Below are 12,054 nucleotides of genomic sequence, written 5' to 3'. Positions count from 1 at the left end.
CGCGGGGGGTGGCCCCCGCGCGGGGGGCGCGCGTCGGGGGCGGCCCCCCGGGCCCTACCCACGACCGGGGGGCGCCCGGGGGGGGGGGGGGGGGGGGCCCCCCCCCCCCCCGGGGGGGGCCCCCCCCCCCCCTCACTCATGTCCGGCGTGCGGTGCCCTCAGCCCTTGCTGCCGAGGAGCTTCCAGGCGGCGGGCAGCGCGCCCATCGCCAGCGCCGCCTTGAGCGCGTCGCCGAGCAGGAAGGGCACCAGGCCCGCCGCCACGGCGGCGCCCGGCGACATCCCGGTGGAGAGCGCGAGGTAGGGGACGCCGACCGCGTAGATCACGGCGGAGCCGATCACCATCGTCCCGGCGGTGCGGAGTACGGAGCGGTCGCCGCCGCGGCGGGCCAGCGCGCCCACCACCGTGGCGGCGAGCAGCATGCCCAGGACATAGCCGAAGGACGCGCCGCCGGGGCCCGAGGAGCCCGCCGAGAACCAGGGCATCCCGGCCATACCGACCAGGGCGTAGACGGCCAGGGAGAGGAAGCCGCGGCGGGCGCCGAGCGCGGTGCCGACGAGCAGCGCGGCGAAGGTCTGGCCGGTGACCGGGACCGGGGAGCCGGGGACGGGCACGGCTATCTGGGCCGCGAGGCCGGTCAGCACGGCGCCGCCGAGGACCAGGGCGATGTCCCGGGTGCGGCTGGCGGGGAGGAGATCGGCGAGAACCGCTCCGGTACGGGGGGCTGCGGCAGCAGTGCTCATGGGGACTCCGCGATCGGGCGTGGGCGCCGTGATTGGCGCCTGGGGACAGCCCGACCGTAACCCACGGGTCCCCGGCGTATCACCGTCAGCCATCCACAAAGCGGAGGTCAGCGCGTTGTCGAAGGTGTCACACGGGGGGCGCTCGTGCCGGGTGGCGGAGTCGCCCGTACGTGTCGGCGTGGAGTCCGCGCCCGGCGGCGGTGTCGCCCGCCCCTCCCGACCCTCTTGCTGTTAGCGTGCAGTTGCATAGTATGTGCAATAAGACACCCGGAGGGGCCCACCATGGCCGTGTACACGCTTCCTGAACTGCCGTACGACTACGCGGCACTCGAACCGGTCATCAATCCGCAGATCGTCGAGCTGCACCACGACAAACACCACGCGGCGTACGTGAAGGGCGCCAACGACACCCTCGAACAGCTCGCGGAGGCGCGCGACAAGGAGGCGTGGGGGGCGATCAACGGGCTGGAGAAGAACCTCGCGTTCCATCTCTCCGGCCATGTCCTCCACTCCATCTACTGGCACAACATGACCGGCGACGGCGGCGGCGAACCACTCGCCGCCGACGGGGTCGGTGAGCTGGCGGACGCGCTCACCGCGTCCTTCGGCTCCTTCGCGGGCTTCAAGGCGCAGCTCACCAAGGCCGCCGCCACCACCCAGGGCTCGGGCTGGGGCGTCCTGGCGTATGAACCGGTCAGCGCGCGGCTGATCGTCGAGCAGGTCTACGACCACCAGGGCAACGTCGGCCAGGGGTCCGTGCCGATCCTGGTCTTCGACGCCTGGGAGCACGCCTTCTACCTCCAGTACAAGAACCAGAAGGTCGACTTCATCGACGCCATGTGGGCCGTCGTGAACTGGCAGGACGTCGCCAAGCGCTACGCGTCCGCCAAGGAGCGCGCCCACAGCCTCCTGCTCGTGCCCTGACCGGGCACCCCACACGTCCTGCTCGTGATCGTCTTCTCACCCTTCACGTGCGGACGGAATGACGAAGGGCCCCCGCGAGGACCAGACTCGCGGAGGCCCTTCTGTCTCATCTGCCTCTTCTTGTCTTGCTCTACCGCGGTGACGAACGCGGCTACTCGAAGCTGGGGGCCGCCGTGCGCGTGCGCTTGATCTCGTAGAAGCCCGGGATCGACGCGACCATCAGGGTGCCGTCCCACAGCTTCGCGGCCTCCTCGCCCTTGGGCGCCGGCGTGACCACCGGGCCGAAGAAGGCGATCTGCTCGCCGTCGGCGCCGGGGACCGCGATAACCGGGGTGCCGACCTCCTGGCCCACCTTGTCGATGCCCTCCTTGTGGGAGGCGCGCAGCTCGGTGTCGTACTCGTCGGACTCGGCGTACCGGATCAGGTCGGCGGGCAGCTCCGCCTCCGCCAGCGCGGCGGCGATGGACTCGCGGCTCACGCCCTCACCCTGGTTGTGGATGCGGGTGCCGAGCGCGGTGTACAGCTTGCCGACGACCTCGTCGCCGTGGAGCTGCTGGGCGGCGATGACCACCCGGACCGACCACCAGGACTTGCCGCCGGGGAGCATGTTCTCCCGGTACTCCTCGGGGAGCTGGTCGAGCTTGTCCTCGTTGAGGACCCCCAGGCTCATCACATGCCAGCGGACCTCGATGTCGCGGACCTTCTCCACTTCGAGGACCCAGCGGGAGGTCATCCAGGCCCAGGGGCACAGCGGGTCGAACCAGAAGTCAACAGGCGTCTTCTCGGACATTTCTCTCCTCGTGGCGGATGGACGCACCTCACTTCTCGCAACACGGAGATCGGCCGGAGGCATTCCCGCGTTCCCGGCTTCCCGCATTCCCGGCTTCCCGCGTTCCCGCGTTCCCGCTGTCAGTGGCACGTGCGAGGATCGTTGCTGTTTCGGACGAGCGAGACCCGCGACGAAGCGCGCCACAGAGGAGAGACCGTGCCCGGTGAGAACCTGTCCCGCGACGAGGCCCGTGAGCGGGCCGACCTGCTGTCCGTAGACGGGTACGAGGTGGCCCTCGACCTGCGGTCGGCGGTCGGCGAGGCGGACGGGGACGCGCCGCGGACCTTCCGCTCCGTGACCACGATCCGGTTCCGCTGCGCCGAGCCCGGCGCGGCGGCCTTCGCCGATCTGATCGCGCCGAGCGTGACCTCGGTGACGCTCAACGGCCGCGACCTGGACCCGGCGGCCGTCTTCGACGGCTCACGGATCACCCTGGAGGACCTGCTCGCGGAGAACGAGCTGACGGTGGACGCGCAGTGCGCGTACAGCCGTACGGGCGAGGGCATGCACCGCTTCGTCGACCCGGAGGACGGCGAGGTCTATCTCTACACGCAGTACGAGCCCGCCGATGCCCGTCGAGTTTTCGCCAACTTCGAGCAGCCCGATCTGAAGGCGCCGTACCGCTTCGAGGTGACGGCGCCCGAGGGGTGGACCGTTCGGAGCAACGGCGCGGGGGTGCTGACGGACGGCACCTGGCGGTTCGCGGAGACGAAGCCGATCTCGACGTACATCACGGCCGTCCTGGCCGGTCCGTACCACGAGGTGACCGACTCCTACCGGCGCACGTTCGAGGACGGCACGGTCCTGGAGATCCCGCTGACCGCGCTCTGCCGCAAGGGGCTGGCCCGGTACTTCGACGCGGAGGACGTCTTCCTCGTCACCAAGCAGGGTCTGGACTTCTTCCACGACCACTTCGACTACCCGTACCCGTTCGGGAAGTACGACCAGGCGTTCGTGCCGGAGTACAACCTCGGCGCGATGGAGAACCCGGGGCTGGTGACCTTCCGCGAGGAGTACATCTTCCGCGGCCGGGTGACCTCCGCGTCCTACGAGCGCCGGGCCAATGTGATCCTGCACGAGATGGCGCACATGTGGTTCGGCGACCTCGTCACGATGACGTGGTGGGACGACCTGTGGCTGAAGGAGTCCTTCGCCGACTTCATGGGGTCCCTCTCGCTCGTGGAGGCGACCCGCTTCTCCAACGGCTGGATCACCTTCGCCAACAACCGCAAGGCGTGGGCCTACCGCGCCGACCAGCTCCCCTCCACGCACCCCGTCACGGCGGACATCCGCGACCTGGAGGACGCGAAGCTGAACTTCGACGGGATCACGTACGCCAAGGGCGCCTCCGTGCTGAAGCAGCTCGTCGCGTACGTCGGCCGGGACGCGTTCCTGGAGGGCGCCCGGCGCTACTTCAAGCGGCACGCGTACGGCAACACACAACTGCGCGATCTGCTCGCCGTCCTGGAGGAGACGTCCGGGCGCGAGCTGGCGGGCTGGTCGCGGTCCTGGCTGGAGACAGCCGGCGTCAACTCCTTGACGCCGCAGCTCACCTGTGACGCCGAGGGCAGGATCACGGAGCTGGCCGTGGTGCAGGACGCCGCCCCCTCGCACCCCGAACTCCGGCCGCACCGGGTGGCGGTCGGGCTGTACCGGCGGTCGCCCTCCGGCGACCTCGTGCGGTACGCGCGCGCCGAGACGGACGTGGACGGGCCGCGTACGGTCGTCAAGGACCTCGCCGGGGCCGAGCGGCCCGAGCTGGTCCTCGTCAACGACGACGACCTGACGTACTGCAAGGTCCGCTTCGACGCGGCGTCGCTGGACACCCTCCGCGACCACCTCGGCGATCTCACGGACCCGCTGGCGCGCGCCCTGTGCTGGTCGGCGCTGTGGAATCTCACCCGGGACGCGCTGATGCCCGCCCGGGACTTCATCGGGCTGGTCTTCCGGCACGCGGGCCGCGAGTCGGACATCGGGGTGCTCCAGATGCTGCACGCGTGGGCGCGGTCGGCGCTCACCCACTACGCGGCGCCCGCCTGGCGCGCGGAGGGGGCGCTGCTGCTGGCGCAGGGCGCGCTGCGCGAGCTGCGGACGGCGGAGCCGGGCAGCCAGCACCAGCTCACCTGGGCGCGCTTCTTCGCGGCGGTCGCCGAGACGGAGGCGGATCTCCAGCTTCTGCGCGGCCTGCTGGAGGGCACGGCGAAGATCGACGGGCTCAGCGTCGACCAGGAGCTGCGCTGGGCCTTCCTGGAGCCGCTGGCGGCGCACGGGGCGGCGGACGAGGCGGCCATCGACGCCGAACTGGCGCGGGACGACACGGCGTCGGGCAAGCGCCACCAGGTGCGCTGTCTGGCGGCCCGCCCCTCCGCCGCCGTCAAGGCGCAGGCGTGGGCCCAGGTCGTCGAGTCGGACGCGCTGTCGAACGCGCTGGTGGAGGCGGTGATCGCGGGCTTCGCCCGTCCCGGTCAGCGCGAGCTGCTGGCCCCGTACACCGCGAAGTACTTCGAGGCGATCGAGCGGGTGTGGACGGAGCGCTCGATCCAGATCGGCATGTACGTGGTGCGGGGGCTGTTCCCGGGGCTCCAGGACGACCGTACGACGCTGGAGGCGACCGAGTCCTGGCTCGCGGCGCACCGGAACACGGCGCCGGCGCTGCGCCGGCTGGTCATGGAGTCGGCGGACGACTTGGCGCGATCGCTGCGCGGACAGGAGTGCGACGCCGCGGCCGCGGGCTGAGCGGCGGGGACGGCCACCGTCGCGGGCACCTGCGGAATCACCGGCTCCGGTGGTGAAAGGCGGTCTGTCTGATCGGCAGTCGAACACCCTTACTTTAGTACGAGGTTGTCCGGATTTGCCGACAGATTCGTCACGGCGGTTAGTCCCCCCTCCTCGCGGGGGGAGACACCCGGCATGAACAACAACACCCCGGTCTCCCCCCGCCCCCTCCCTCTCGGCCGGCTCTCCGCCGATGTGCGGTGCCGCGTCCTCTCCTCGGCGCAGCTCCGTGAGCACGGCGTACCGGCCGGGCGGGTCGCCGCGCGGTGCCGGGCCGGTGGCCCCTGGCAGCAACTGCTGCCGGGGGTCTTCCTGTTGCACTCCGGGCCGCCGACCGCGGAGGAGCGGCTGCACGCGGTGCTGCTGTACGCGGGCCGGCCGACCGCCACGGGGAGCGGCGGGGTGCCCGTACAGCCCGGCCCCGACACCCCGGCCCCGGCGCCGGCCTCGGTCCCGTACAGCACGGTGATGGTCACGGGGCTCGCGGCGCTGTCGCTCTACGGGTTCGCGTCGGCTCCCCCGCTGCTCGCGCTGGAGCGGATCGACGTACTCGTGCCGCGCACCCGGCGGCTGCGCTCCACGGGGTGCGCCCGGCTGATCCGCGCCCATGTGCTGCCGCTGCCCGAGCTGATCGACGGCCGTCCTGTGGCGCCCGTGGCGCGCGCGGTGGCCGACGCGGTGGCGCATCTGTCGGACGCGCCCTCCGTGGTGGAGGTGCTGACGGAGGCGGTACGGAGCGGGCACTGCGACCCGGCCACGGTCGTCAGGGAGTTGAGCCAGTCCGGGCTGCTCTCCCGGCAGCATGTGGTGGACGCCGTGGACACCCTGCTCGCGGAGGGAAGGACGCTGGCCGAGGGGCGGCTGTACGAGCTGGTGCGCTCCTACGGGCTGCCGGAGCCGGTGTGGAACGTCGATCTGCGGCTGCCCGGCGGTCCGCACCTCGGCGGGGTCGACGCCTACTGGCCGGAGCGTGCGGTCGCGATCGAGCTGGACACGCGGGCGCCGCGGCCGGGCGGGCGCGGGGACGCCGGGCCTGATCTCTCGGACGACGAGCAGTGGTCGGCGACGGTCCGCAAGCGCGAGCATCTGGAACTGCTGGGCATCACCGTCGTCCATCTGACGCCGCGCAAGCTGCGGGAGTCGCTGGAGCAGCAGGCGACCGTGGTCCGTACGGCCCTGATGGCGGCGGACGACCGGGATCCGGCGGCCCGGGTGGTCGTCCTGCCCAGATGAACGCGGCCGGGGCGGGGCGCGTGACCGCTCCCCCGCCGGGGCGGGGCGGGGCGCGTCGCACCCGCTCCCCTGCCCCGGGGGTGCCCGCCGCGAGGGCCGCCACTACCAGCGTCACCGTGCAGGCGCTGCGGACCGTACGTGTTCCCATGTGAACCCCTCCTGATCTGCGGGCGCGGTCCCAGGGGAGGACTCCGGTCACCGTGGTGGAGTTGACCGGTCATAGGGAACTGACCTGTTTCAGCCGTTCTCCGGCCGGACGTTTTCCGGCTGGGGGTTCTCCCGCTGGGGGTTCTCCACCGCGCCGTGCTCCGGACCGGTGACGCGGCCCAGGGCGGGGCGTTCGCGCCACAGCCGTACGCCCACGTCGACGAGTTCGACGCGGTCGAGCTCCGCGAGCGCGTCCAGTCCGTGCCAGGCGGCCAGATCGGTGGAACCGCCCTCCTCGGGGCGCAGTTCGCCGCCGGTGATCCGGCCCTCGTAGATGATGCGCAGCCCCTGGAAGTCGGCGAACGCTCCCAGCTTGCGGGGGTAGCGGCGGCGGATCGAGTCCACCCCCAGGAGCGTGGTCATCTCGCTGGTGTGGCCGGTTTCCTCCTCGACCTCGCGGACCGTGGCGTCGACGGGGTCCTCGCCGTGGTCCATGCCGCCGCCGGGCAGCGTCCAGCGTTTGGTGCCGTCCTTCGCCACCCAGCGCGCGAGGAGGATCTGTCCGTCGTGGACGCATACGGCGTAAGCGGCCACTCGTAGCTCCTGGTTCATTCCGTGAGCCTAGTGCCGTGACCGGCACGAGAACCTCCCGACCGTTCATCCGGTGTCATCCGGGCGGTCGCCTCCCGGTTGGCGGATGTGACGCGGTGGCGGATCTCCGCCATGACTCAAACGCGCCCCTGGCAGCACTCCACAAAACCCCGACTTATACGAAAAGCTGAGCGGTCATCCGGTACCGCAATCCGGACTGACTCTTTCATCGAACAAGGATGCTGATGACCTCCGAATCCGACAGCTCCATATCCGGTCCGAGACGCATGGCCCGGGTCACGGCGGCGGCCGGCCTGGTGGCCGCGCTGATGGCCACCGGCGCCGTACCCGCGTTCGCCGCGACGGGCGCCGACGACCCGGCCGTCCCCGCGCCCGTGAAGTCGTCCGCAGGCTCCGACAAGCTGGGGTCCGCCGACGCCGATCTGCTCGCCAAGGCCAAGGCCGAGGGCGAGAAGAGCGTCACCGTGATGATCGCCACGGCCCCCGGTGCGACCCGGCAGGTCACCGGCCAACTGGACGCCGTCGAGGGCGTCGTGGTCGGCAGGACGTACGACAAGCTCGGCTACGTCCGCGCGACGCTGCCCACCGCCAAGGCGGACGCGGCGATCAAGGCGGCCCAGAAGCTCTCGTCGGTCCACGGCATCGATCTCCAGCAGGAGATCGAGCTGGACGACCCGAGGCCCGCGGCGGACACCGCCCAGGGCAGCACGTCGTCGCAGTCGTCGAAGGCCTCGAACTCCCCGAAGAGTCCGGCCGTGAAGAAGTACCCGGCTCCGGACCGGAAGACGCCCGCGAAGAACCCGTACAACCCGTCCTTCGAGACCGGCGCGGTCGACTTCGTCAAGAAGCACCCCAAGGCCGACGGGCGCGGCGTCACCATCGGCATCCTGGACACCGGGATCGACCTGGGCCACCCGGCGCTCCAGAAGACCACCACCGGTGAGCGCAAGGTCGTGGACTGGGTGACCGCCACGGACCCGGTCTCCGACGGCGACGGCACCTGGCTGCGGATGAACGGGGCGGTCAGCGGACCGTCGTTCACGGCGGCCGGCCGTACGTGGAAGGCGCCTGCGGGCTCGTACAAGTTCACCACCTTCGCCGAACGGGCCACCCTCGGCGGCGACATGGCCGGTGACCTCAACCGCGACGGCGACACCACCGACGTGTGGGGCGTGCTGTACGACCCGGCGACCGGCACCGTACGCGTCGACCTGGACAACGACGGCGACTTCACCGACGACGCCGCGATGAAGCCGTACAAGGACGGTTTCCAGATCGGCTACTTCGGCAAGGACAACCCGGCCACCCCGGTGGCCGAGCGCATCCCCTTCACCGTCGAGATCCGCAAGGACGTCGTCCACAACGCGGCGGGCGCGACGTCCGACTACGTCAGCATCGGTGTCATCGAGGGCTCGCACGGCAGCCATGTCGCCGGTATCACCGCGGCCAACGGACTCTTCGGCGGCCAGATGAACGGCGCGGCGCCCGGAGCCAAGCTGGTCTCCTCGCGCGCCTGCACCTGGAGCGGCGGCTGCACCAGCGTCGCGCTCACCGAGGGCATGATCGACCTCGTCGTCAACCGCGGCGTGGACATCGTCAACATGTCGATCGGCGGTCTGCCGCCGCTCAACGACGGCAACAACGCCCGCGCGGAGCTGTACAACCGGCTCATCGACACCTACGGCGTCCAGCTCGTCATCTCGGCGGGCAACGACGGCCCCGGCACCAACACCATCAGCGACCCGGCCCTGGCCGACAAGGTCATCTCGGTCGCCGCGTCGATCTCCAAGGAGACCTGGGCCGCCAACTACGGCTCCGGCGTCTCGAAGAAGTACGCGCTGCTGCCCTTCTCCGCCCGGGGACCGCGCGAGGACGGCGGTTTCACGCCGACCCTCACCGCGCCCGGCGCCGCCATCAACTCCACCCAGACCTGGGCGCCCGGCGGCCCGGTCGCCGAGGCCGGATACGCGCTGCCGCCCGGCTACTCGATGCTCCAGGGCACCTCGATGGCCTCCCCGCAGGCCGCGGGCGCGAGCGCGCTGCTGATCTCCGCCGCGAAGCAGAAGAAGATCGAGCTGTCCCCGGCGAAGCTGCGCACGGCCCTCACCAGCACGGCGTCGAAGATCTCCGGTCTCCAGGCGCACGAGCAGGGCGCCGGTCTGATCGATGTCGTGGACGCGTGGAAGTCGATCGAGCGCGCCTCCGGCAAGCACGCGGTCGCCGCCCACGAGTACGGCGTGAAGGCGCCGGTCGACACCGCGCTCGACCAGTTCCTGAAGACCCCGGGCTTCGGCACCGGCGTGTACGACCGCGAGGGCGGGCTGAAGGCCGGCAAGAGCCGGACGTACGACGTCACCATCGTCCGGACCACGGGCGGCAAGGGCGCGCTGGAGCACCGGCTGAAGTGGAAGTACGACGACGGTACGTTCCGGCTGCTCGGCAGTGACCGGATCAAGCTGCCGCTGAACCAGCCGGTGACCGTCACCGTCCAGGCCAGGCCCGCTTCCGCCGGGGTGCACAGCGCGATCCTGGAGGTCGACGACCGCCGTACCGAGGGCGTGGACAAGCAGATCCTCGCGACCGTGGTCGTCGCCAAGGAGCTGACGGGCGCCGCGAAGCCCGCGTACACCGTCACGGCGAAGGACTCGGTGCAGCGCAACAGCTCCACGTCGTACTTCGTCACCGTGCCGGAGGGCGCGGGGACGCTGGAGGTGGCGCTCGGCGGGCTCGCCAAGGACAGCCAGACCCGCTTCATCTCGCTGCACCCGTACGGCGTGGCGCTGGAGGACAGCTCGACGGTCTACTGCTACCCGAACTACCCGAACCCGGCCAACACCTGCCGTCCCGATGTGCGCTCGTACACGGACCCGGCGCCCGGTGTCTGGGAGATCGAGGTCGAGTCGCGCCGTACGTCGCCGCTGCTGGACAACCCGTACACCCTGGACGTGACGCTGCTCGGCGCCTCCTTCGACCCGGCGGTCACCTCGATCCCCGCCGCGAAGATCGGCACCGCCACGCCGGTCTCCTGGAAGGTCACCAACGGTTTCGCCGCGATCGACGGCACGATCGGCGGCGGCTCGCTGGGCTCGGCGAAGGTCACCCGCCCGACGATCTCGGACGGTGACCAGCAGACGACGACCGTCACCCTCGGCTCGGGCGTCGAGCGGCTCGACGTGGCCATCGGCGGCACCTCGGACAACGGCGCCGACCTGGACCTGCTGGTCTACAAGGACGGCACGCAGCTCGGCGCGTCCACGTCGGCGGGCTCGGAGGAGTCCGTGAGCCTCGCCGACCCGGCCGCCGGTGAGTACACGATCGTGGTGGACGCCTACTCGGTCCCGGCCGGGACCACGGCGTACGACTACCGCGACGTGTACTACTCGGCGTCCCTGGGCTCGGTCACGGCCGACGCCTCGAAGCCGGTGAAGCTCGCGACCGGCGCGTCGGCGCAGATCTCGGCCGACGTCCTGGTGAACAGCGCGGCCCCCGCGGGCCGGCAGTTCTTCGGCGAGGTCAAGCTGCTCAACGCACGCGGTACGGCCGCGGGCACCGGCAGCGTGATCATCGAGAGCGTCACACCGTAACCGTGTGTGACCCTCGGTAAGGGGCGGGCGTCCGAACGGGCGCCCGCCCTTCGCGTGGTCCCGCGCCCCGCCCGGTCCGCGTCCCGCTCCTCGGACAATGGATTGGACAAACCGGCCGGGGACATACGCATCATGAGAGAACGCGTTCCCGGGACAGTCGCGAGTGAAGGAGCCCCAGTGAAGGTCGGAATCGTCGGAGCCACCGGTCAGGTCGGCACGGTCATGCGCAGCATCCTGGCCGAACGGAACTTCCCGGTCGGCGAGCTGCGGCTGTTCGCGTCCGCCCGGTCCGCGGGCTCCACCATCGCATGGGGCGGGGCACGGATCACCGTCGAGGACGCGGCCACGGCCGACTACTCCGGGCTCGACATCGTGCTCTTCTCCGCCGGTGGCGCCACCTCGAAGGCGCTCGCCGAGAAGGTCGCGGGACAGGGTGCCGTCGTGATCGACAACTCCTCCGCCTGGCGCCGCGACCCCGAGGTCCCGCTCGTCGTCTCCGAGGTCAACCCGCACGCGATCGCGGACCGCCCCAAGGGCATCATCGCCAACCCGAACTGCACCACGATGGCCGCCATGCCCGTGCTGCGCCCGCTGCACGACGAGGCCGGGCTGACCGCCATGATCGCCACGACGTACCAGGCCGTGTCCGGCTCGGGGCTCGCCGGGGTGGCCGAGCTGCACGGCCAGGCGCAGAAGGTCGTCGCTCAGGCGGACAGGCTGACGCACGACGGCGGGGCCGTGGACTTCCCCGAGCCCGCCGTCTACCAGCGCCCCATCGCCTTCAACGTGGTGCCGCTCGCGGGCGGCATCGTGGACGACGGCTCCTTCGAGACCGACGAGGAGCAGAAGCTCCGCAACGAGTCCCGCAAGATCCTGGAGATCCCGGAGCTGAAGGTCTCCGGGACCTGTGTCCGCGTACCGGTCTTCTCCGGCCACTCCCTCCAGGTCAACGCCCGCTTCGCCCGCCCGCTGAGCGTGGAGCGCGCCTACGAGCTGCTGAAGGACGCGCCGGGCGTGGAGCTGTCCGAGATCCCGACGCCGCTCCAGGCGGCGGGCAAGGACGTGTCGTACGTGGGCCGTATCCGGAGCGACGAGACGGCGGAGAACGGTCTGGCGCTGTTCCTCTCCGGCGACAACCTGCGCAAGGGCGCCGCGCTGAACGCGGTGCAGATCGCGGAGCTGGTGGCGGCCGAGCTGACGGCGTAGG

General features: G+C 71.2%; 8 protein-coding genes. 5 read left to right on the top strand and 3 right to left on the bottom strand.

The window, feature by feature from the left end; genetic code table 11:
• Nucleotides 1–158: 158 nt before the first annotated feature.
• Nucleotides 159–743, bottom strand: coding sequence for a biotin transporter BioY (locus tag ACIQ7D_RS10755; RefSeq protein WP_403935943.1), 585 nt, complete (start codon nt 741–743; stop codon nt 159–161).
• Nucleotides 744–1,025: 282 nt separating this feature from the next.
• Between ACIQ7D_RS10755 and ACIQ7D_RS10750 the strand changes: the two genes are divergently transcribed.
• On the top strand, nt 1,026–1,667 hold the full coding sequence (locus ACIQ7D_RS10750; protein WP_403935941.1) for a superoxide dismutase: 642 nt from the start codon (nt 1,026–1,028) through the stop codon (nt 1,665–1,667).
• Between the two features lie 151 nt (nt 1,668–1,818).
• Here ACIQ7D_RS10750 and ACIQ7D_RS10745 read toward each other — a convergent pair whose 3' ends face one another.
• Nucleotides 1,819–2,457 carry a DsbA family protein gene (locus tag ACIQ7D_RS10745; RefSeq protein ID WP_403935939.1) on the bottom strand — a complete coding sequence of 213 codons (639 nt, stop codon included), beginning with the start codon at nt 2,455–2,457 and terminating at the stop codon, nt 1,819–1,821.
• Nucleotides 2,458–2,652: 195 nt separating this feature from the next.
• Here ACIQ7D_RS10745 and pepN point away from each other — a divergent pair, with 195 nt between their 5' ends.
• Both pepN and ACIQ7D_RS10735 read left to right on the top strand, forming a co-directional pair.
• The gene (gene pepN, locus ACIQ7D_RS10740) at nt 2,653–5,232 is read left to right on the top strand and encodes an aminopeptidase N (protein ID WP_403935937.1); all 2,580 of its coding nucleotides are present in this window, start codon (nt 2,653–2,655) and stop codon (nt 5,230–5,232) included.
• A 174-nt stretch (nt 5,233–5,406) separates the two neighbouring features.
• Nucleotides 5,407–6,504, top strand: coding sequence for a hypothetical protein (locus tag ACIQ7D_RS10735; protein WP_403935935.1), 1,098 nt, complete (start codon nt 5,407–5,409; stop codon nt 6,502–6,504).
• Nucleotides 6,505–6,741: 237 nt separating this feature from the next.
• Here the strand turns inward: ACIQ7D_RS10735 and ACIQ7D_RS10730 are convergent, their stop codons facing one another.
• Nucleotides 6,742–7,263 carry an NUDIX hydrolase gene (locus tag ACIQ7D_RS10730; protein ID WP_403935933.1) on the bottom strand — a complete coding sequence of 174 codons (522 nt, stop codon included), beginning with the start codon at nt 7,261–7,263 and terminating at the stop codon, nt 6,742–6,744.
• A 218-nt stretch (nt 7,264–7,481) separates the two neighbouring features.
• Between ACIQ7D_RS10730 and ACIQ7D_RS10725 the strand changes: the two genes are divergently transcribed.
• Together ACIQ7D_RS10725 and ACIQ7D_RS10720 are read left to right on the top strand one after the other, a co-directional pair.
• Nucleotides 7,482–10,847: a S8 family serine peptidase gene (locus ACIQ7D_RS10725; protein WP_403935931.1), complete on the top strand. Its 3,366-nt coding sequence runs from the start codon at nt 7,482–7,484 to the stop codon at nt 10,845–10,847.
• A gap of 177 nt (nt 10,848–11,024) precedes the next feature.
• Complete coding sequence (locus ACIQ7D_RS10720) at nt 11,025–12,053, top strand: aspartate-semialdehyde dehydrogenase (protein WP_403935929.1); 1,029 nt, start codon at nt 11,025–11,027, stop codon at nt 12,051–12,053.
• Nucleotide 12,054 lies beyond the last annotated feature (1 nt).

Source organism: Streptomyces sp. NPDC096310 (assembly GCF_044763125.1).
In the GTDB taxonomy this organism is placed as follows: domain Bacteria; phylum Actinomycetota; class Actinomycetes; order Streptomycetales; family Streptomycetaceae; genus Streptomyces.
This window is presented reverse-complemented; position numbering and strand designations above follow the sequence as displayed.

Bases quoted from the DNA above. Each gene is read 5' to 3' on its own strand.
- ACIQ7D_RS10755 (WP_403935943.1), bottom strand. From the start codon at position 743: ATGAGCACTGCTGCCGCAGCCCCCCGTACCGGAGCGGTTCTCGCCGAT.
- ACIQ7D_RS10735 (WP_403935935.1), top strand. From the start codon at position 5,407: ATGAACAACAACACCCCGGTCTCCCCCCGCCCCCTCCCTCTCGGCCGG.
- ACIQ7D_RS10730 (WP_403935933.1), bottom strand. From the start codon at position 7,263: ATGAACCAGGAGCTACGAGTGGCCGCTTACGCCGTATGCGTCCACGAC.
- ACIQ7D_RS10745 (WP_403935939.1), bottom strand. From the start codon at position 2,457: ATGTCCGAGAAGACGCCTGTTGACTTCTGGTTCGACCCGCTGTGCCCC.
- ACIQ7D_RS10750 (WP_403935941.1), top strand. From the start codon at position 1,026: ATGGCCGTGTACACGCTTCCTGAACTGCCGTACGACTACGCGGCACTC.
- ACIQ7D_RS10725 (WP_403935931.1), top strand. From the start codon at position 7,482: ATGCTGATGACCTCCGAATCCGACAGCTCCATATCCGGTCCGAGACGC.